Origin of the sequence: Eudoraea sp., from assembly GCF_039969275.1 — a bacterium.
Taxonomy (GTDB): domain Bacteria; phylum Bacteroidota; class Bacteroidia; order Flavobacteriales; family Flavobacteriaceae; genus Eudoraea.
On the sequence record NZ_JBDVOC010000010.1, the window covers coordinates 559,878 to 579,600 of the forward strand.

Consider the following 19,723-nt stretch of genomic DNA (forward strand, 5'->3'; position numbering starts at 1 on the left):
GATATTCGAGCTCTATTGCTTAAAGTAATCTCTCTTGTAAAAAACGGCCATATCTGAGGTAAGCACAAGGACTTCTGGTTTGTCTTTGCGCAACAATACCTGCCAGTTATTAAAAACTTCCCAGTTGTCATCTTTAAAAATAACCGGTCCATATTCAGAAATAAGTTTCTGCCTAATGCGATCTTCCTCCCCCTTACCGGTCAAAATCCACAAAACATTGAGTTTACCATCTCCAAAACGTGCCTCAAATTTTCTTGGAAAACCCGCATATTCAATTCCAAAACAATCTAATTGAAATTGAGCATTAGGATCACTCCCATCCAATTCCATGCTATTAGTGAAATTAGATTCTCTTTCTAAATTTGGTTTTAACTGATCCAGACTACCTCCCATTTTTATAAAATCTGGAATTCTTGCCGACGGGCTATAGACTTTTTTAAGTTTCTTGTTCGAGGGTAAATAAGGGTTATCCCAGGTAAATAAATTTGGATGCATAGCATCTTCCGATAAAATCCAAACTTTATCCTCAGAAGGCTTGGTAACAATACGACCTTCTGGATAGAATTCATAATTCATATAGGCCTGAGCAGTGTCTTTTCTTTTAGCGGTAATGCTCTCAACTGCATTCCCATGGGCCTGAATATATACCAATTTATCATCCGCAAAAGTAAATACCAACTCGGAAATAGTACCGTACCCGGATTTGTAATTGCTACAAACCAAGTGTGCTTCAAGGTCTTTGGATAAAGGGAAAGTTGGGTTTTCTACTTCAAATAAATCCATTTTCTCGACAAAAGGTTCCATTTTGGCTTTTGCGCTTTGTAGGGATTCCTGGAGCTCAACTCCATTAAAAAGTACTTCAGTTTGAGCAGTGTTATGATTTATTATAGCCAAAACCAGAATTGCAGTAAGGATTAATGATAATTTCATCTTTTCGTTTATTTATTTAGAACAACTTAAAGATGAATTTTCCTCGCAATTGTTACATCTTAAGTAAATACATCCGGCTATAATTCAATAACCTTTATATGATTACGGCTCAACTCTATTTTACCTTCTTTCTCCAAACTTTTCAGCAGTCTGGAAACCACTACCCGTGAGGTATGTAAATCTTGGGCCACATCCTGATGTGTGGAATATATTACATCATCATTGGTTACCATTGCCCTGTCCTGAAGATACTTCATTATACGCTCATCCATTTTCATAAATGCTAAAGTATCTATCATTTCCAGCAACTCTGACATTCTGGTGTGGTAACTATCCAATATGAATTCTCTCCAGCTTTGGTATTTCACCATCCACTCATCCATTTTTTCTATAGGAATCATTAATAACTCTGTATCTGATTCTGCAATCGCTCTTATCTCACTTTTACCGCTCCCCAAGCAACAAGAAAATGTCATAGCACAGGTATCCCCTTTTTCAATAAAATAAAGAAGCAATTCATCACCCTGATCATCTTCTCTGAGAATCTTTACTGCCCCGCTAAAAATTAAGGGCATAACAGTTATTTCCTGGCCAATATCCAATAAACGTTCCCCTTGTTTTATGAGTTTACATTTTCCTGTAGCTTCTATCTCATCTAACAGTTCCGGTTCAAAAAGATAACCGTAGTGACGTTCCAGGAGTACTCTCATTTTTTTAGATTATTTGGATTAATACAGATTCTTATTTTTTATAAATAGCTTATTAAATTATGGAATTAAAGTGACTTTAAAATTCCTGTCATCATCAGTTAAGTAATCAAAACCATCATGCAGCTGCATTTGATCTACGGCATACGGGTAAAAAGTTATAGGCTCTACACATATCATATTTGGGACCTCAGTCCACAACATAAAATGGCTGAAGCCTTCGGTTTTTATACTTAACTTTTTTTGATCTTTTAAAACAATACTTTGGCAATCTGCCACTTCAAGGGCCCTGCTCCCGGCTGCAAGAACAGAATCTAATGAAATGGTCTGATCTTCCGCGATAACAGTGGGTTTATCTGTATATAGTTTATATGCAGGATGATATCCCAGCATAAAGGGCATATCTTTTTCACCAGAAATCCTGAAGCTAATCTCAAGACTTTTTTCAGAGAGTTTAAAACTCTTGTAAAATTCAAAATTAAAGGGCCAGATAAGTAACCGGGCAGTAGATTTGTCAGGAAATTTCGAATTATTGATAACAGTCCCGGCCTTATAAGATTTTACATATTGAGCTGTTGTTCCTGTACTCGACAGAAGCTCGTAATCCAGTTCGCGCAATAATCCATGCTGATCCTGAATGGCATTTCCTCTGGGTACATGTACCCGAAAGCCGGCATCTGCAGTAGGTCCTATTACAGGAAACATTTCAGTATCCGAGTTGCGCCAGCCAGGACTCCCCTTTTGATGTATATATTCAAAGTCGTTTACCTGGTAACTTACTAATTCACCTTCCTCTATTCTTACTTTTGCTTTTCCTGAGCTAAGATTTACCATTTGTCATTGATTGATCAATCTATAAATAAGCACTGCCGTTCTCTTTGTCAGATCTTCAATAGTGTTCAAATTTACCGTCTCTTCCGGCGTGTGGGCTCCGCTTCCCATTGTTCCCAAACCATCCAGGCAATCAACATATTTGGCCACAAAAGAAGTGTCTGCAGCGCCCCTTTTACCCGGATCATAGCCTATTACCGCACCCTGTCCAAGGTCCAGACTTACCTGATTTAGCTCTGCTAATAGCCTGTTATTTCCTTCAGTGGGTACCATAGCCGGGTAACTATCTGTAAAACTTATTGTTGCCGATGTCTGAGGTAGATTATTTGTGACAATTTCCCTCATCTTGTTTCTCGCCTCTTCCTTCTGTTCTTCAGAAATAAAACGCAAACCTCCTTTTACCATAGCGGTTTGTGAGACCACATTACTTTTCCCGAAGACCTCTCCTTTACCAGTAGTTTTATCATAATCAACAAAAGTACCCCCCATAAGTATCCCGGGGTTAAACGTAAGGTATTCTGCACCGCGGACTTCTTCATAAAATGAATTTAGTATTCTTGACATCTCAAAAATGGCGCCGGCCCCGACCCGCTCATTAAATATACCTGAGCTATGGGCGCGCTTTCCTTCAACCTCAAGCTGCCATCCGGAAGCTCCTCTTCTTGCTACTGTGGCATAATTAAACCCGGTAGAATTCTCAAATCCGAGTGCAATATCGCTTCTCTTTGCCGCTTCAATCAAATCTTTTCTACTTATTTCGAGAGGTTTTCCTGTACTTTCCTCATCACCTGTAAATGCCACTATTATCTGGGCATCGTTCAGCAATCCATTAGCGTGTAAAGCCTTTAAGGCATAAAGGACAATTACATCACCACCTTTCATATCATTACCCCCGGGTGCTTGTGCTATACTGTCATTGACTCTTGTAAATTCCTGAAAAGGGCTGTTTTCCTCAAATACGGTATCCAAATGACCAATCAGCAAAAGTTTTTTACCCTTCGTACCTTCTGTTTCCGCAAAGAAGTGACCCGCTCTATTCATTTCTTGAGGCATCTCAATCCATCGAGAATTAAAATTGATGTTTTCAAAGGCATTTTTAAAAACCATCCCTACTTCCCTGACCCCTTTTGCATTTAAAGTACCGCTGTTAATATTTACAACATTTTCCAAAAATTTGATGGATTCAGAATTATTGGCCTCAACCGTTTTTACCAATTTTCTTTCAACTTTTGAAAGTTTCTGGGCTGGTAATTGAACACAAAAAAAGAGAAATAATAGTACGCTTGTTAATCTAATAAAAGTCATATATAAAGAGTAATTAAATTCATTAGTCTAAAAAACCTTGTTCACGCATCCAGTCATCATTATAAATCTTACCCACGTATCTGCTGCCATGATCGTGAAAAAGAACCACCACTATATCGTCTTTGTTAAATTTTTCCTTTAGCTGGAGAACACCTTTAATTGCTGCACCTGCAGAATTGCCAAGAAACATCCCTTCTTCCTTTGCCAGACGCTGTGTATATACTGCGGCATCTTTATCTGTTACTTTAGTAAAACCATCTATGATATCAAAATTTACATTTTTTGGCAAAATGTCTTCTCCGATACCTTCAGTTATATAAGGGTATATCTCGTTTTGATCAAATATTCCTGTTTCGTGATATTTTTTAAATACCGAGCCATAAGTATCAACACCCCAAATTTTAATATTCGGATTTTGTGACTTTAAAAAGGTGCCCACACCTGAAATTGTTCCTCCGGTGCCTACCCCTACCACAAAATGAGTTACCTTACCGTTTGTCTGTTCCCAGATCTCGGGACCTGTACTCAAATAGTGGGCTTTAGTATTGGATGGATTATCATATTGGTTTACATACCAGGAATTAGGAATCTCTTCTGATAGCCTTCTGGCAGTAGAATAATAACTTCGCGGATCTTCGGGAGCCACATCATTAGGACATACATACACCTCACTTCCCATGGCTTTTAAGATATCTACTTTTTCCTTTGATTGTTTATCGCTGATCACACAGATCATTTTATACCCTTTTACAACTGCAACAAGTGCCAACCCCATTCCTGTATTACCAGAAGTTCCTTCAATTATGGTTCCTCCCGGCTTTAATTTGCCTTCAGCTTCGGCATCTTCAACCATCTGAACAGCCATCCGGTCTTTTACGGAGTTTCCGGGATTAAATGTTTCATATTTAGCCAAAACCAGGCATGGTAATTCTGCTGTTATTTTATTTATTTTAACCAATGGAGTATTACCAATGGTTTCCAGGATATTTTTGGCGTATTTCATAAGCAATGTAAAGATAGTATTTTCAAGAAGTAGATTTCAGCAATTCCTTTTGGGAATGGTTCGTGATTCAGATAATTTTAAGTTAGTTCATAGATAGAGCCTTCTGTTACAGGAAAGTAAAAAACTGTCTTTGTTATTCAAATTTAATAGCTTTTACCGGGGTGATTTTTGTAATAATATAAGACGGTATTAAAAGCATAAGAAGACATAATATAAGTACACCAAGATTTAATATAAAAACTGTTGGAAAATCTATATGCACAGGAATATAGTCGATATAATACTCTTTGGGATTAGGAAATTTGAAAACCCGATATGTCCCCTGAAACCAGATAATCCCAAGTCCAATTAGGTTGCCCCAAAGCAAACCAATAGTTATCAGATATGTAGCGTTATATAAAAACACTTTGCGAATACTCCAATTTGGTGAGCCCAGGGCTTTAAGAATTCCTATCATCTGTGTTCTTTCCAATATTAGCACTAAAAGAGCGGTGATCATATTTATCCCGCCAACTATAATCATTATACCTATGATAAGGGCAATATTAAAATCGAACAAGCCAATCCATTCAAAAATCTGGAAATATTTGTTCTTTATATTTTGGGTATCCAGATCACTAAGTGTTTTACCGTATATTTCATTTGTTTTAGTATCAATATCTTCAAAGTTTAGAAGGAAAATTTCAAAGTTACCTACCTGATCTTCCTGCCATTTGTTAACCCTTTGAATATGACGGATATCTGTAAAAACATATTTGGCATCGAACTCTTCAAATCCGCTATCATAGATTCCTACAATCTTAAATTTTCTTTGATTCGGAGTTTTGGATGGGTCCTCATCCTTTAAAAAGAATGTAAAGAATTCATCCCCTACTATCAATTGAAGCCTTCTTGCCATCAATGATGACATTAGTACCTCGGTGTTTAATTCTCCTGTAAAGTCCGGCAATCGCCCTTCTTGTAAATATTCACTAAATACTTCCCAGTTATAATCTTTCCCAACTCCTTTGGCAATAATTCCTTCAAATGTATCCTCGGTTCTTATGATCCCTGCCTTACTGGCAACCGCCTGGATATGTGAAATTCCTTCCACAGATGTAAATTCCGGATAAAATTCCTGATTCACAGATACAGGAACCACGGAAACATCAGAAACATTATTATCGTAATTATAGATTTGGATATGGCCATTGAATGCAGCAACCTTCTCCCTAATCTTATGTTTTAAACCTACCCCGGTGGCAATAGCAATAAGCATCATTATGATCCCCAATGCAATTGCAGCAATGGCTATTTTTATTATTGGTGCGGATATACTAATTTTATGCTCCTTACCCTTAATAAGGCGTTTTGCTATAAAAAATTCTAAATTCAATAGATGGCTTTTTTATCCAGATTCAAAAATACATTTTTATTGTGGCTTTTGATACTAACAGCCTGTGGAAACCCCTTAAAAAAAGATAAGGATTCAGCAGCTGTGGAATTACCAGATACTAAAAAACTACTAGATTCAGTCATACTTGTTGGTGCCAATTCTACTGAAGAATACCTTCCTTACCTTAGAAAAAGAAAAGTGGGGGTAGTTGCCAATCAGACCAGTATTATTTTTAAGAAGAACATCTTGGAAAATGGAGAGAACGAGAACTTCACACACCTGGTAGATTCCTTATTATCACTGGATATTGAAATAAAAAAAGTATTCGCTCCTGAGCACGGGTTTCGTGGAATGGCAGATGCCGGAGAACATGTGAAAGATGGTACGGACACAAAAACCGGACTTCCCATTATCTCACTTTACGGTAAAAACAGAAAACCCACCTCCTCACAATTAGACAAGCTAGATATTGTGGTATTTGATATTCAGGATGTCGGGGTTAGATTTTACACATACATAGCCACCATGCAATTAGTAATGGAAGCCTGTGCGGAAAATGGTATTCCTGTTCTAGTCCTTGATCGCCCCAATCCCAATGGTCATTATGTTGATGGGCCAACAATGGAAATTCAACATAAGGGATTTCTGGGCCTTACCCCCATTCCCCTGGTCTATGGTATGACCATTGGAGAATATGCCCAAATGATTAATAATGAAGGATGGCTCGAAAAAGGCCTTAAGGCCGATTTAACTGTAATTGCCCTCAGAAATTATACACATAATTCAAGCTATAGTATTCCTGTTAGACCTTCACCTAATCTTCCTAACCAGGAAGCCATTAACCTTTATCCAAGTCTGGGACTTTTTGAAGGCACTAATATTAATGCCGGTCGTGGTACAGAAAGTCAATTTCAAAGATATGGAGCTCCTTTCCTGGACAGTACTGCCTATGATTTTAGCTATGTTCCAAAACCCAATTTTGGTTCCAAAAACCCTAAACATATGGGAGAAAAATGCTTCGGCAAGGATCTCTCTGCACAGCCTAGAATGAGCGAAGTTTCATTACAATGGTTAATTGATGCATATAATAATGCCACGGATAAAAAATTAATCTTTAACCGCAGCGGATTTACCAAACATGCCGGCACAGAAAAACTTCAGCAACAAATTGAAGCAGGGCTGAGCGAAAAAGAGATAAAAAACAGCTGGCAGAGGGATCTGGATAAATTCAGAGAAATACGCGGTAAATACCTCCTTTACAAATAATGCCTACTTATCTGCTGGCGTAGTAGTTGGCTTTCGATACTTATGGAAAGGTTGCTTCAGAAGGCCGGTTACACTTCCATTTTCCTTTTTGTCCGGAAAAGTATCTACACCATAAACCAAGCGACTACGATCGAGTTTCATAAAAGTCCCAAAGATATGATCCCAGACAGAGAAGATATTTCCATAATTGGAATCAGTATAGGGTAACCTATAATGGTGATGTACCTTGTGCATGTCAGGAGATACAATCACCCAACTTAGAATATCGTCTACTTTTTTTGGCAAACGGATATTAGCATGGCTAAATTGAGTAGCAACAAGAGACAAAGATTGATAGAGCATTATTATACCTATGGGTGTGCCAATTATAAATACTCCCATTAATGTGAACGTAAAACGGATAAGACTCTCCAATGGGTGATGTCTGTTAGCCGTGGTTGTATCTACCTCATGATCTGTATGGTGAACCAAATGAATCATCCATAAGGGTTTCACCTTATGTTCAACATAATGTGCCAAATAGGCTCCAATAAAATCGAGAAGTAAAACACCTAATATAACATAGAGCCATAGAGGAATTTCAGGTAACCAATTTATAATACCGAATTTAGTTGCTGTGACCCAATCGCTGGATTTCAATAGTACAAAAGCCAGCGCAAAGTTGATAACTATTGTCGTAAGTGTAAAGAAAAAATTGGGCAGGGCATGCCTCCATTTCTTATACTTGAAATTAAAAAGAGGCAATGCTCCTTCAAGAAGCCAAAAAAAGGTTATTCCCAAAACCAGAATCAGGCTCCTGTGTGAAGAAGGTATGCTTTCAAAATAGTTTAATATAACCTCCATAAATGTAAAGTTACTTATTTTCAGATTACTAATTTTCGGGAGAGCGGTCTTGTAAAACTAACTATTTCGGTATTAACCTAGAGCTTAATTCTACGTTTCATGTCTTCAACAATGTTATACGCAGCCGGACATATAGCCACATTCTTAAGTGTGAGATTTGTAATCTGTTGAAATTTTTTGCGATCGGTATGGGGAAACTCCTGACAGGCTTTGGGTCTGACATCATATATAGAACAAAAGTTATCCTCTCCAAGAAAGGCACAAGGAACTTGCTTTAGCACAAAATCATTGTCTTCATCAATTCTTAAATAAGTATCTATGAACTTTTGTGGTTTTAGTTTAAGACTTTTGGATATTCGAACAATATCTGCATTGGTAAAAAGCGGTCCGGTAGACTTACAACAATTAGCACAATCAAGACAATTTGTCTTTTTAAACTCTGCCTGATGTAATTCCTGCATTATATAGTCCAAATTGCGCGGAGGCCTCTTTTTGAGTTTCGAAAAGAACCTTTTGTTTTCCGTATGCTTCTCTTTTGCCCTTAAGGGTAAGTTTTTTAGTTGTTCGTTCATCCGGATCTATAAATTCAATTTATTAGTTGGCTGTTTTTACTTTCCATTCAAAAAGTTCACTTTTGCAGGTAAAATTACTAATTAAATGACCAGGGATATTTTTGGCATGGCTTTGATAGATTTTCTAAATGGAAATTATTCCGAAGATATTACGACTTACTCCTCACTGGACGAGAAAGACGTACTACCTCTGCCCTATTTATTCCGGGATTATGATGAAATGCCTTTAATAGAGCAAAAAGCTTTAGATCTTTGCCGTGGAACTGTATTGGATGTGGGATGTGGGTCTGGCAGCCACAGTCTCTATTTGCAAAGTAAAGGAGTTGAAGTTTTCGGGCTTGACGAATCTGAAGGGGCTATATTCACAGCTAAGTCAAGGGGCGTATACAATGTAATGCATTCAAATATCTACGATTACTCTGGTATGAAATTTGATACTATTTTGCTGTTAATGAATGGGATAGGAATAGCAGGGCAGTTAAAAGAGGCACATCGTTTATTAAACCATTTAAAAGGATTATTGAATCCGGGAGGGCAGATATTGGTAGATTCCAGTGATATTATTTATATGTTTGAAGTAGATGGCGATGGTGGTTACTGGATCCCGAATAATGGGAAATATTATGGTGAAGTCCAATTTACCATGGAGTACAAAGGGCTAAAGAGCGCTCCTTTTAATTGGTTGTATTTAGACTATAATAGACTTAAACAGCTTGCTGTGCAGCAAAATTTAAGCTGCGAGCTTGTTTGTAAAGGTACACATTACGACTATTTAGCCAGGCTTAGAACACAGCCATAATAGAAACCTGATATTTACGTTGTATTTTATATGTAAATTTAGTCCTGAAAGAAAATAAAAGATGCTATGAAGAAATTTCGAATACTAATTATATTACTAACTATTGGTTTATTCTTAAATTGTTCAAAAGACAGTGACGATACGCCAGATGGTGGCATTGACAAATCTGCCAATTTACTGGCCACCGGAGCTTCGGCAAATGATATCCTCTCCAATACCAAATTCACAACTTTGCTAATAGAAGCTGCCTATGTTACCGGTTTCAGGCCTACAGTGGAGACGATGAATAATTTTGAAACCTATCTTAGAGATCGAACCTTTAAGGACAACATTCAAGTAATATACCGGGAATTGCCTTCTCCTAATGAAGAAACTCTAACATTACAGGAGATTGCCGATCTTGAAAGCGAAAACAGGACAGAATATAATAATGGGGAGACACTTGCCATTTATATTTATTTTTCTGATGCACCATCAGATTCAGATGATGAAGATGAAGGTATTTTAACTCTTGGGGCTGTATATAGAAACACATCAATGGTCATCCATGAAGGCGTGGTGCGCCAACTCGCAAATCAGAGCTCACTTATTACAATTACAGATGTGGAAACCTCCACCCTTCACCATGAATTTGGACATCTTTTTGGTTTGGTTGATCTTGGATCTGAAATGGTGAATAATCATGAGGACCCGGATGCTGAAAATCATTGCGATGTAGCTGGATGCCTTATGCGAGGTGAATTGCAATTTGGAGGAGGGATGATGGGCGTTTTAGAAAAAAGTAAAATCTCTAAAGGTGTAGCAGTTCCCGCTTTGGATCCTGAATGTATCCTTGATCTTCAAAATAACGGAGGAAAATAATGCACTTTTTCTTATAGGTGTTTGCTTAATTATTCAGCATTTACTAACCCAGCTAAAGCAGGTTAATGATAGCATAAAGGCTAAACCTTAAGGAATATTCAGATATTTATGAGTTTGTAATGATACTTTCCATTTGGGATTTTTCATTACATAATCTACAATCATAGGAGTTACCTTATCCCTTACACTCCACTCTGGTTGCAAATACAAAATACAGGTTTTGCTAACCTTTTTAGCCTGCTCTTCTGCAAAAACCAGATCATTCCTATTATAGACAATTACTTTTAACTCGTGAGCCTCTTCGTAAATAGGATCTACAGGCAGTTTGTTTTTTTTAGGCGACAAACATATCCAGTCCCATATGCCCGACAAGAAGTAGGCCCCTGAAGTTTCTATATGGGTATTGAGTTTTTTCTTTTTCAGCGCTTCCGTTAAAGGTCCCATATCCCACATTAAAGGTTCCCCCCCGGTTACAACTATCGTATCTGAATAGTTAGCGGCATTCTCCACAATACTCTTAATAGCGGTTGGCGGATGGGTTTCTGCATTCCAACTTTCCTTTACATCACACCAATGACACCCAACATCACAACCTCCAACCCTGATAAAATAGGCAGCTGTACCTTTGTGAAAACCCTCTCCCTGAATAGTATAGAATTCCTCCATGAGAGGGAGCATTTCCCCTGCGTTTACCAATTCTAAAACCTCCTTTTTAATCATCCCGCAAAGATAACATATAGAAGACGGTATTTTAAATGTAATTTCCGGAAATAAATGAGTAATTGATTAGCCAGTGTTACTTCCTGAATAAATTCAATTTTTAACGGCTATTACATCTATCTCCACCTTCGCATTTCTGGCCAGGCCACTGGCAGCAAAAGTTGTTCGCGCAGGTTTCTTTGTAAAATATTTGGAATAAACTTCATTAAATGCTGAGAAATCATCTATAGTACTCAATATCACCGTGCATTTCACAACATTGCTTAAGGTTAGTCCGTGATGCTCTAATACTGCCTGTATATTCTTAATTGCCTGTTCCGTTTCCGTTTTAATTCCGGGCTCAACCATAGTTCTGGTAGTATGATCCATTCCTATTTGACCGGCAAGGAAAAATAGATTTCCGGCTTCTACAGCATCACTATATGGTGCACTTCTTTTCTTTTCCTCATGAGATTGGTGAAAAGTAATAACCGAATCTTCCTGCGAACTCAACGTTGAACAACAAACTAATGAGAGAATAGTAAATAATTGTAAATAATTTTTCATTCGATTTTGGTTTTATTGTTGGTTAAAATTACCCTATTTTTATCAAAAATAGACCAAATGAGCACCAAAGAAGAATTCTTTGCACATATAGAGAAAGGGTATACAACTAAGGGCGATTTTGTGACAATGGGTGCGGCAATGTTAGAAGGAGAAACCGTATCAGGAGCTTATGTAAAAGTTCCCTTAAAGACCCTGAACAGACATGGGCTAATAGCTGGTGCCACCGGGACAGGTAAAACCAAAACACTACAAGTAATTGCGGAAAACCTGTCTGATAAAGGAATCCCAGTACTTTTAATGGATTTAAAGGGTGACCTAAGCGGGATAGCCCAGCCCAGCCCAGGACATCCTAAAATAGATGAAAGACACGCGAAGATTGGATTTCCTTTTGAACCCAAAAGCTTTCCGGTTGAAATTCTTTCCCTTTCAGAACAGGATGGCGTAAAACTCCGTGCGACTGTTTCAGAATTTGGACCCATTTTACTTTCCCGTATCCTGGATTTATCCGAAACACAGGAAGGAATTGTAGCCGTTATTTTTAAATATTGTGATGATAACAAACTTCCTTTATTAGACCTGAAGGACTTCAAAAAGGTTTTGCAATATGCCACGGGAACTGGTAAAAAAGAGTTTGCAAAGGAATATGGAAGAATTTCAACAAGCTCAACAGGAACTATTCTAAGGAAAATTATAGAATTGGAACAACAGGGAGCCGATTTGTTTTTTGGCGAGAAATCCTTTGACGTGGAAGACCTTACACGTATTGATGAAAATGGAAGAGGTTACATAAATATTGTTCGTTTAACAGACATACAAGACAGACCTAAATTATTCAGCACATTTATGCTGAGTTTATTGGCAGAGATATATTCCACATTCCCCGAGCAGGGAGACAGTGACAGACCTGAACTGATTTTCTTTATAGACGAGGCTCATTTAATTTTTAAAGAAGCTTCAGATGCCTTATTGGACCAGATAGAAAGTATCGTAAAACTAATTCGTTCTAAAGGTATTGGACTTTATTTTGTTACACAGAATCCAACAGACGTACCCAACGCAGTGCTCGCCCAATTAGGATTGAAAGTTCAACATGCCCTGAGAGCCTTTACGGCAAGAGATCGCAAGGCAATTAAACTAACCGCGGAAAACTATCCTATCTCAGAGTATTATGACACCAAAGAAGTAATAACTTCATTAGGCATCGGGGAGGCACTTATTACCGTATTAGATGAAAAAGGAAGGCCAACCCCACTTGCTGCCACAATGTTACGTGCCCCAATGAGCCGTATGGATGTTTTATCTGATAGTGAATTAGATTCCGTAATTAATAATTCAAAACTGGTAAGGAAATACAATGATATTATTGATAGAGAAAGTGCTTACGAGATCTTAAATGAAAAAATAGAAAGGGCTGAAATAGAAGCTGAGAAGGAGGCAGAAAAAGAAAAAGAAATTCGAACACGAAAAACATCTACAAGAAGAGCTACAACACGGAGAAGTACACGTCAAAATCCGGTTATAAAAGTTTTAACCAGTGCAACCTTTATTAGGGGTGTATTGGGGGTATTAAAAAAAGTGATCCGATAACATTATATGAAAAACATTCAATTTATATCCCTTTTAGTAGTTGCATTGATCCTAACACATTGTAAAAAGGAGAGAGATCCCAACTTTTTGATTAATAATTCACAAGTTGGAAAATTAATGCGAACCAGTCCTGTAAGTGAACTGGAAAGTATTTATAGCAATGATTCAATAGTAAAGGATACTTCGCAGCCCACCTTGGTGTCTAATTCTAATACTATAAAAGTCTATGCAAAAGGGGGACAGCAATTGCTGACTTTAACCCCAAATGGTGATAGTATTCCAAAAATTGGGATAATACGTGTGTTAGACCCCAGATTTAAAACAGAAAAAGGAATTGGACTCGAAAGTACATTTAAGGAAATAAAAGATAAATACATCATTAAGAAAATAGTAACCTCTTTAAATAATGTAATTATATTTATTGAGAATAGCGATGTGTATTTCACCATTGATAAAGAAGAATTACCGGCAAGTCTGAGATATGATACCAGTATTAATATTGAAGAAGTGCAAATCCCCGATAATGCCAAAATCAAATACATGATGGTTGGATGGGAATGAAATGGGCTTTGGACTAAATTCTTGCAAAAGATTGCTGTGAATTGATAATATTCCTGTGTTTCCATAAACTGGATGCTAAAAAAATCAATTGAATTCAATACGATCTAAACCCCATCAATTTTTATTTTTGGCCAGGTTATCAATGACGGTATTGCTGTATTTTTGCACCCATCTGGTAAATTTGATAGCAAAATGAAAAAATTAGTAAATAGTATTCTTGCACGGGCTTATGGGGCCTATTTTAATATACTTGCTCTTTTTTCAAAAAAACTGGCTGGAGAAAAGGCTATTACTCTGTTTAGTTCACCCCGAAAAGGCAAAGTGCTTCCCTTACAAGCTTCCTTTTTAAAACAAGCCGAGGATATAATGATTGAAGTAGGTGGTAAGCAAATACAAACTTATTCCTGGGCCGGAACTAAAGAAACCGTTTTATTGCTCCACGGCTGGGAGAGTAATTCTTTTCGCTGGCGCAACCTGATAAGTTTTCTGAGTGAAGCAAATTTTGCTATAGTTGCTTTTGATGCTCCTGCCCACGGGAATTCATCCGGGGGAATTTTTAATGTTCCGTTATATGCAGAGTGTACGCATCATATTGTTAAACATTATAAACCCACCTTTATAATCGGGCATTCCGTTGGAGGTATGGCGGCCTTGTATCACCAATACGTTTATCCACATAATTCCATTCGAAAGATCATAACCATCGGCTCCCCATCCGAATTATATGAACTCATGGAACACTATCAAAATTTGTTAGGGTTCAATAACAATGTGCTTTCTGCTCTGGACGATTATTTTCGTGCCCATTTTGGATTTGGAATTTGGGATTTTTCCATTTCACGTTTTGTTCAGGAGCTAAAAATTGAAGGATTACTAATCCACGACATAGAAGATCCGATAACTCCCTATCACAACTCAGAAAAAGTGCATGCTAATTGGACAAACAGTAAACTAATTAGCACCCGGGGATTAGGACATTCTATGCATCAAGACGATGTAAATAATCAAATTATAGATTTTTTGAAATCAAAGAAAAGGGCTAATTTTAGTGCTTAAATCTCTTCCTATGTCAACTATTTCACCATTTCACATCGCGATTCCTGTGCATAACCTGGACGAATGCCGAACTTTTTACAGAGAAGTCCTTAAATGCGAAGAGGGACGAAGTAGCGAGCATTGGGTTGACTTTAATCTTTTTGGTCATCAGCTAGTAATCCATTACAAACCAAAGTCGAAAGAAGAGTTGCATTCTAATCCGGTGGATGGGAAAGATGTTCCGGTGCCTCACTATGGGGTGGTATTACCTTGGGATACCTTCCACCTTTTTGCGGCGGAATTGAAAGATAAAGGAATATCTTTTGTTATTGATCCATATATTCGCTTTGAGGGACAAGTAGGGGAACAGGCTACGATGTTCTTTTTGGACCCGGCTGGAAATGCCCTGGAGTTCAAGGCTTTTAAAGATATGGGGCAGTTATTTGCCAAATAAACATAAATTACTTAGTCTTTTTTTTATACCTGTACCATAACCACATGACAATGCCGTAGATTACACCAAAAACTACTCCTTCTTTCAATTCACTAAAAATAGCTTCCATAGAATAGTCTTTTCCAAGAATCCAGGAAAATAAAGTATATAAAAAAATAGCGGCCAGTACCTGGCTTGTGAATTTCTTTTTATCCATGATAATTCAATCTATTTATACCTCCAGCTTTTTAGATCCGCTCCGGGGGGAGCACTTTCTGCTATTCGTTTCATTATCTTAGGAACATACATGCTGTTATACCTTAGCCTGGAAATATGGTTGGGTTCCTTTGGGTCACCATTCCAGCAGTGTTCTGCCCTGTCACCGTATAAAACTTCTCCATCGTAATAAGGATCGGAGGTATTTTCAAGGAATTCCTCCATTTTATAAACCGCGTTGTTTAAATAATAGTTATCCATATCCCCACAGTAAATATTAATTTTACCTTTTAACTTCTCGCCCAGCTTATCCCAGTCCCTTTCCAGAATGTGGCGGAGGTCATAATTCTCTTTCCAGTAATTTGCTACATCAGGATTTATAATTCCCGTCTTTTTATCCCATATGCGTTCAGGATAACCATCTTTTCCCTGAGGGGAATAGGTGGCTTCCCAAATATCCCACTGCTGACCGGAGCGCGATTTATCTCCCAAAACCAATTCCAGATGATTCTCGTCACGTACGGTAGATTGGATCTGACCTAAATAGTCTCTATGAGCAGGCACTTCCAGCATTTTATGGTCGCTTTTGTAATAATATGCATTTTCATCTTCATAAATATTGGTAAGGACGTAGGCACTAAAATCAATAGGATCTGGACAGGCAGCAAAACAACCATTATATTCTTCCGGGTATTTAACCTGAACCGCAAGTGCCTCCCAGCCTCCTGTAGAGCCTCCGTATAAAAAACGAGACCAGCCTTCGCCCATGCCCCGGAACTCTTTTTCAATATATGGAATGAGTTCATGGGTTATGGCATCGCCATAAGGACCCTGACTGGCAGAATTCACGGCATATGAATCGTCATAGTATGGGGTAGGATGTTGTATTTCAATGATCAGGAACCTTGGAAAATCGGGTTCGTTCCATCTTTTATAAAAATCGTAGGCTTCCTGTTGCTGTATGATATTATAACCTGAAACCTTAAAGCGCTCAGCATAATCCGGTTCAAGGTTAGGATTTGGCGGAACAGTTCTGAATCCTCCAAAATCATTTGGGAAATGCCCATGGAATATCATGAGCGGATATTTTGCTTCCGGGTGCTCATCAAAACCCTTTGGAAGTAGGATATGTGCTCCTAAATAGATATCCCTTCCCCAAAATTCTGAAAGTTTTTCGGAACGCATCTTAATGTGTTTTATCCATTCTGTATCTTCAGGTTCTTCAATAGGTGGAATAATTTCATCCATTACTATTTTTAACTCCTGCGCACCTTCAGCTGTAATATTAACCTTAATTGGTTTGCTGTATAAGTTTCCGGGAGACCTGTTCCATTTCTGTCCTTCTCCATTATCCATAGGTAATTTTACAGTATGACCAGTGCTCAAATTAAAGGCTTCATAAACATGTAATAAAGCTTGTACCCAATATTCTCCCGGGGGTAACTCTGCTAAACTTGCGTACGGAAATCCATGGTCTGAAGCATCAAAAGCCTGTTCAACATTTGGTGCCATTCCGTTTACATTAATCCCAAATATTAACTGTGTGTTAAGTCCACTATTTATCTGGAAACGCGGTTCATCTTCATCACTAGTAGATAGCATAAGCAGTAAACGACCATCTTGTGCCTTGGCACTAATATTATCAGAGAATGAAACTTTAACGGTGAACTCGGATGTTTTTTCTTCAGCCGATTGACATCCCGACAAGCAAATAATTAGAATACTAAGAATAAAAACAGGTTTGAACATAGAAGTTGGATTTGCGACAAAAGGTACTCATTTCCCTTAAATCATCAAATTTCTCAACTCATTATTCCGGCCAGATTAAAAAGAGAATTTTGCTATTTTTTTTGAGTACGCCTTTTACGCGCCAGGAGTGTATTTTGCAAAAGCATTGCAATGGTCATAGGGCCCACTCCACCGGGAACGGGTGTTATATAAGATGCTTTTTTACTAACAGCCTCAAAATCAACATCCCCTGTTATGTAATAACCTCTCTCTCTGCTCTCATCAGGAACTCTTGTAATTCCAACATCAATAATAACAGCTCCGTCACGTACCATATCTTCAGTTAGAAAGCCGGGAACTCCCAAGGCAGAAACGATAATATCTGCCTGTAAGGTTAAGGCTTTGATGTCTTTTGTCCTACTATGCGCTAAGGTTACTGTGGCATTGGCAAATTTACCTTTCTGGCTAAGTAATATACTAATAGGCCTGCCCACAATATGGCTGCGGCCGATAACAACAGCGTGTTTCCCTTCAACATCTACCTCGTACCTTCTTAATAATTCCATAATACCAAACGGGGTAGCAGATATAAAAGATTCCATATCCAGGGCCATTTTACCGAAATTTGCAGGATGGAAACCATCTACGTCCTTATCCGGATCCACTGCCATTAACACTTTTTGTTCATCAATGTGTTTAGGCAAAGGCAATTGCACTATATAACCATCGATTTCAGGGTCGGTATTGAGTTCATTGACCAGTTTTAATAATTCATCTTCTGAAGTGTCTTCTGGTAAATGTTTAAGAGTAGATTCAAAACCTATGCGTTTACATGAGCGTACCTTGCTTCCAACATAGGTAAGGCTGGCGCCGTCATTACCAACAAGTACAGCGGCTAAATGAGGAACTTTTTCCCCACGTAATTTAATCTCGCCAACCTCAGCGGCTATTTCATCTTTAATTTGATTTGCAATTTCTTTTCCGTTGAGAAGGGTCATTTATTAACTAATTATTGATTTAAAAACTATTATTTCATATTCTGCATCATCTGCATCATTTTTTTGCCACCACCCCCTTGCATCATCTTCATCATTTTACTCATTTGGTCAAATTGCTTTAGCAATTGATTTACTTCCTGTATAGTTCGTCCACTGCCCTTGGCGATTCTTTTTTTCCTGTTGGCATCAAGTTTAGAAGGATTGGATCTTTCATCGGGAGTCATTGAGTGAATAATGGCTTCAACATGTTTAAATGCGTCATCATCTATATCCATTCCTTTTAGGGCCTTACCTGCTCCCGGTATCATCCCCATGAGGTCTTTCATGCTGCCCATCTTCTTGATCTGTTGTATCTGTTTGAGGAAATCATCAAAACCAAACTTATTCTTGGCAATTTTTTTCTGAATTTTGCGAGCTTCTTCCTCATCAAATTGCTCCTGCGCTCGTTCTACCAAAGAAATAACATCACCCATTCCCAGTATTCTATCGGCCATACGTGCCGGGTGAAATACATCTATAGCATCCATCTTCTCCCCTGTACCAATAAATTTAATGGGTTTATCAACCACAGATTTAATAGAAATGGCCGCACCACCACGTGTGTCCCCATCCAGTTTGGTTAGAATAACGCCATCAAAATTTAGCACATCATTAAATGCCTTTGCCGTATTCACCGCATCCTGACCTGTCATGGAATCTACCACAAAGAGGGTTTCCTGTGGTTTTACGGCATCGCGGATATTTGCAATTTCGGTCATCATCTGCTCATCAATAGCCAACCGGCCTGCGGTATCAATAATTACGACATTGAAACCATTACTTTTAGCATGAGCCAATCCGGCCTTGGCAAGGGCCACCGGATCCGAATTTTCCTTATCTGAAAACACCTCCACTCCTATCTGTTCTCCTACAATATGCAGCTGATCAATAGCTGCGGGTCTGTAAACATCACAGGCTACCAATAAAGGGTTTTTAGATTTTTTCTGCTTTAGGTAATTCGCAAGCTTGCCTGAAAAGGTAGTCTTACCAGATCCCTGAAGACCAGACATAAGAATAACGGATGGATTAGCGGAAAGATTAATGTCTTCTGTATCCCCTCCCATTAACTGGGTAAGTTCATCCTTAACTATTTTGACCATTAACTGGCCGGGCTGTAAGCTGGTTAAAACATTCTGACCTAAGGCTTTTTCTCTTACTCTATTTGTAAATTCCTTGGCTATTTTAAAATTAACATCCGCATCCAGAAGGGCTCTTCTTACTTCTTTAGTGGTCTCTGCAACATTAATTTCCGTAATCTGGCCATGCCCTTTTAAGACATGTAAGGCTTTATCCAGCTTATCACTTAAATTATCAAACATCTTTTTATGTTAATTATGGCGAAGTGCAAATTTAATAATAACAATGGGA

General features: G+C 38.1%; 21 protein-coding genes. 7 read left to right on the top strand and 14 right to left on the bottom strand.

Translation table 11 applies throughout. The annotated features are described in order from the left end of the window. Positions 1–12 precede the first annotated feature (12 nt). The 6 genes from ABJH90_RS10355 to ABJH90_RS10380 form a co-directional block, all read right to left on the bottom strand. The gene (locus tag ABJH90_RS10355) at positions 13–930 is read right to left on the bottom strand and encodes a hypothetical protein (protein ID WP_348139020.1); all 918 of its coding nucleotides are present in this window, start codon (positions 928–930) and stop codon (positions 13–15) included. Positions 931–1,007: 77 nt separating this feature from the next. Then, positions 1,008–1,640: a Crp/Fnr family transcriptional regulator gene (locus ABJH90_RS10360; RefSeq protein WP_348139022.1), complete on the bottom strand. Its 633-nt coding sequence runs from the start codon at positions 1,638–1,640 to the stop codon at positions 1,008–1,010. Positions 1,641–1,697: 57 nt separating this feature from the next. Beyond that, positions 1,698–2,471 carry an aldose 1-epimerase gene (locus tag ABJH90_RS10365; RefSeq protein WP_348139024.1) on the bottom strand — a complete coding sequence of 258 codons (774 nt, stop codon included), beginning with the start codon at positions 2,469–2,471 and terminating at the stop codon, positions 1,698–1,700. Between the two features lie 3 nt (positions 2,472–2,474). Continuing rightward, the gene (locus ABJH90_RS10370) at positions 2,475–3,773 is read right to left on the bottom strand and encodes a M20/M25/M40 family metallo-hydrolase (RefSeq protein ID WP_348139026.1); all 1,299 of its coding nucleotides are present in this window, start codon (positions 3,771–3,773) and stop codon (positions 2,475–2,477) included. A 22-nt stretch (positions 3,774–3,795) separates the two neighbouring features. Continuing rightward, on the bottom strand, positions 3,796–4,776 hold the full coding sequence (locus ABJH90_RS10375; RefSeq protein ID WP_348139028.1) for a cysteine synthase family protein: 981 nt from the start codon (positions 4,774–4,776) through the stop codon (positions 3,796–3,798). 133 nt (positions 4,777–4,909) lie between these two features. Beyond that, complete coding sequence (locus ABJH90_RS10380) at positions 4,910–6,151, bottom strand: FtsX-like permease family protein (protein WP_348139030.1); 1,242 nt, start codon at positions 6,149–6,151, stop codon at positions 4,910–4,912. A 3-nt stretch (positions 6,152–6,154) separates the two neighbouring features. Here ABJH90_RS10380 and ABJH90_RS10385 point away from each other — a divergent pair, with 3 nt between their 5' ends. Further along, positions 6,155–7,417 carry a DUF1343 domain-containing protein gene (locus ABJH90_RS10385; protein WP_348139032.1) on the top strand — a complete coding sequence of 421 codons (1,263 nt, stop codon included), beginning with the start codon at positions 6,155–6,157 and terminating at the stop codon, positions 7,415–7,417. A gap of 3 nt (positions 7,418–7,420) precedes the next feature. On the opposite strand, the gene ABJH90_RS10390 is transcribed toward ABJH90_RS10385, so the two are convergent. Beyond that, complete coding sequence (locus tag ABJH90_RS10390; protein WP_348139034.1) at positions 7,421–8,260, bottom strand: sterol desaturase family protein; 840 nt, start codon at positions 8,258–8,260, stop codon at positions 7,421–7,423. A 77-nt stretch (positions 8,261–8,337) separates the two neighbouring features. Beyond that, positions 8,338–8,832, bottom strand: a complete 495-nt coding sequence (locus ABJH90_RS10395) for a YkgJ family cysteine cluster protein (RefSeq protein WP_348139036.1) — start codon at positions 8,830–8,832, stop codon at positions 8,338–8,340. A gap of 85 nt (positions 8,833–8,917) precedes the next feature. On the opposite strand from ABJH90_RS10395, the gene ABJH90_RS10400 reads away from it, so the two are divergent. Further along, on the top strand, positions 8,918–9,631 hold the full coding sequence (locus tag ABJH90_RS10400) for a class I SAM-dependent methyltransferase (RefSeq protein ID WP_348139038.1): 714 nt from the start codon (positions 8,918–8,920) through the stop codon (positions 9,629–9,631). Between the two features lie 66 nt (positions 9,632–9,697). After that, positions 9,698–10,492 (top strand): hypothetical protein, encoded by a 795-nt coding sequence (locus ABJH90_RS10405; RefSeq protein ID WP_348139040.1) that lies wholly within the window; start codon positions 9,698–9,700, stop codon positions 10,490–10,492. An 87-nt stretch (positions 10,493–10,579) separates the two neighbouring features. On the opposite strand, the gene ABJH90_RS10410 is transcribed toward ABJH90_RS10405, so the two are convergent. Continuing rightward, the gene (locus tag ABJH90_RS10410) at positions 10,580–11,212 is read right to left on the bottom strand and encodes a 7-carboxy-7-deazaguanine synthase QueE (protein WP_348139041.1); all 633 of its coding nucleotides are present in this window, start codon (positions 11,210–11,212) and stop codon (positions 10,580–10,582) included. 93 nt (positions 11,213–11,305) lie between these two features. Next, on the bottom strand, positions 11,306–11,758 hold the full coding sequence (locus tag ABJH90_RS10415; protein ID WP_348139042.1) for a Rid family detoxifying hydrolase: 453 nt from the start codon (positions 11,756–11,758) through the stop codon (positions 11,306–11,308). Between the two features lie 57 nt (positions 11,759–11,815). Between ABJH90_RS10415 and ABJH90_RS10420 the strand changes: the two genes are divergently transcribed. The 4 genes from ABJH90_RS10420 (at position 11,816) to ABJH90_RS10435 (ending at position 15,395) form a co-directional block, all read left to right on the top strand. Further along, entirely contained in the window at positions 11,816–13,345 is a 1,530-nt protein-coding gene (locus ABJH90_RS10420; RefSeq protein WP_348139044.1) for a helicase HerA-like domain-containing protein, read from the top strand. 6 nt (positions 13,346–13,351) lie between these two features. After that, positions 13,352–13,906: a hypothetical protein gene (locus tag ABJH90_RS10425; protein ID WP_348139046.1), complete on the top strand. Its 555-nt coding sequence runs from the start codon at positions 13,352–13,354 to the stop codon at positions 13,904–13,906. A gap of 192 nt (positions 13,907–14,098) precedes the next feature. Next, positions 14,099–14,962, top strand: a complete 864-nt coding sequence (locus ABJH90_RS10430) for an alpha/beta hydrolase (protein WP_348139048.1) — start codon at positions 14,099–14,101, stop codon at positions 14,960–14,962. Between the two features lie 10 nt (positions 14,963–14,972). Then, positions 14,973–15,395, top strand: a complete 423-nt coding sequence (locus ABJH90_RS10435) for a VOC family protein (RefSeq protein WP_348139050.1) — start codon at positions 14,973–14,975, stop codon at positions 15,393–15,395. Between the two features lie 7 nt (positions 15,396–15,402). Here ABJH90_RS10435 and ABJH90_RS10440 read toward each other — a convergent pair whose 3' ends face one another. The 4 genes from ABJH90_RS10440 to ffh all read right to left on the bottom strand — a co-directional run bounded on the left by ABJH90_RS10440 (position 15,403) and on the right by ffh (position 19,674). Next, complete coding sequence (locus tag ABJH90_RS10440) at positions 15,403–15,591, bottom strand: hypothetical protein (RefSeq protein WP_348139052.1); 189 nt, start codon at positions 15,589–15,591, stop codon at positions 15,403–15,405. A gap of 11 nt (positions 15,592–15,602) precedes the next feature. Further along, on the bottom strand, positions 15,603–17,339 hold the full coding sequence (locus ABJH90_RS10445) for an alpha/beta hydrolase-fold protein (RefSeq protein WP_348139054.1): 1,737 nt from the start codon (positions 17,337–17,339) through the stop codon (positions 15,603–15,605). Between the two features lie 92 nt (positions 17,340–17,431). Further along, positions 17,432–18,316: a bifunctional methylenetetrahydrofolate dehydrogenase/methenyltetrahydrofolate cyclohydrolase FolD gene (gene folD, locus ABJH90_RS10450; protein ID WP_348139056.1), complete on the bottom strand. Its 885-nt coding sequence runs from the start codon at positions 18,314–18,316 to the stop codon at positions 17,432–17,434. Between the two features lie 29 nt (positions 18,317–18,345). Then, positions 18,346–19,674, bottom strand: coding sequence for a signal recognition particle protein (gene ffh, locus ABJH90_RS10455; RefSeq protein WP_348139058.1), 1,329 nt, complete (start codon positions 19,672–19,674; stop codon positions 18,346–18,348). Between the last annotated feature and the right edge of the window lie 49 nt (positions 19,675–19,723).

Bases quoted from the DNA above. Each gene is read 5' to 3' on its own strand.
- ABJH90_RS10355 (WP_348139020.1), bottom strand. From the start codon at position 930: ATGAAATTATCATTAATCCTTACTGCAATTCTGGTTTTGGCTATAATA.
- ABJH90_RS10360 (WP_348139022.1), bottom strand. From the start codon at position 1,640: ATGAGAGTACTCCTGGAACGTCACTACGGTTATCTTTTTGAACCGGAA.
- ABJH90_RS10365 (WP_348139024.1), bottom strand. From the start codon at position 2,471: ATGGTAAATCTTAGCTCAGGAAAAGCAAAAGTAAGAATAGAGGAAGGT.
- ABJH90_RS10370 (WP_348139026.1), bottom strand. From the start codon at position 3,773: ATGACTTTTATTAGATTAACAAGCGTACTATTATTTCTCTTTTTTTGT.
- ABJH90_RS10375 (WP_348139028.1), bottom strand. From the start codon at position 4,776: ATGAAATACGCCAAAAATATCCTGGAAACCATTGGTAATACTCCATTG.
- ABJH90_RS10385 (WP_348139032.1), top strand. From the start codon at position 6,155: ATGGCTTTTTTATCCAGATTCAAAAATACATTTTTATTGTGGCTTTTG.
- ABJH90_RS10390 (WP_348139034.1), bottom strand. From the start codon at position 8,260: ATGGAGGTTATATTAAACTATTTTGAAAGCATACCTTCTTCACACAGG.
- ABJH90_RS10395 (WP_348139036.1), bottom strand. From the start codon at position 8,832: ATGAACGAACAACTAAAAAACTTACCCTTAAGGGCAAAAGAGAAGCAT.
- ABJH90_RS10400 (WP_348139038.1), top strand. From the start codon at position 8,918: ATGACCAGGGATATTTTTGGCATGGCTTTGATAGATTTTCTAAATGGA.
- ABJH90_RS10405 (WP_348139040.1), top strand. From the start codon at position 9,698: ATGAAGAAATTTCGAATACTAATTATATTACTAACTATTGGTTTATTC.
- ABJH90_RS10410 (WP_348139041.1), bottom strand. From the start codon at position 11,212: ATGATTAAAAAGGAGGTTTTAGAATTGGTAAACGCAGGGGAAATGCTC.
- ABJH90_RS10415 (WP_348139042.1), bottom strand. From the start codon at position 11,758: ATGAAAAATTATTTACAATTATTTACTATTCTCTCATTAGTTTGTTGT.
- ABJH90_RS10420 (WP_348139044.1), top strand. From the start codon at position 11,816: ATGAGCACCAAAGAAGAATTCTTTGCACATATAGAGAAAGGGTATACA.
- ABJH90_RS10425 (WP_348139046.1), top strand. From the start codon at position 13,352: ATGAAAAACATTCAATTTATATCCCTTTTAGTAGTTGCATTGATCCTA.
- ABJH90_RS10430 (WP_348139048.1), top strand. From the start codon at position 14,099: ATGAAAAAATTAGTAAATAGTATTCTTGCACGGGCTTATGGGGCCTAT.
- ABJH90_RS10435 (WP_348139050.1), top strand. From the start codon at position 14,973: ATGTCAACTATTTCACCATTTCACATCGCGATTCCTGTGCATAACCTG.
- ABJH90_RS10440 (WP_348139052.1), bottom strand. From the start codon at position 15,591: ATGGATAAAAAGAAATTCACAAGCCAGGTACTGGCCGCTATTTTTTTA.
- ABJH90_RS10445 (WP_348139054.1), bottom strand. From the start codon at position 17,339: ATGTTCAAACCTGTTTTTATTCTTAGTATTCTAATTATTTGCTTGTCG.
- folD (WP_348139056.1), bottom strand. From the start codon at position 18,316: ATGACCCTTCTCAACGGAAAAGAAATTGCAAATCAAATTAAAGATGAA.
- ffh (WP_348139058.1), bottom strand. From the start codon at position 19,674: ATGTTTGATAATTTAAGTGATAAGCTGGATAAAGCCTTACATGTCTTA.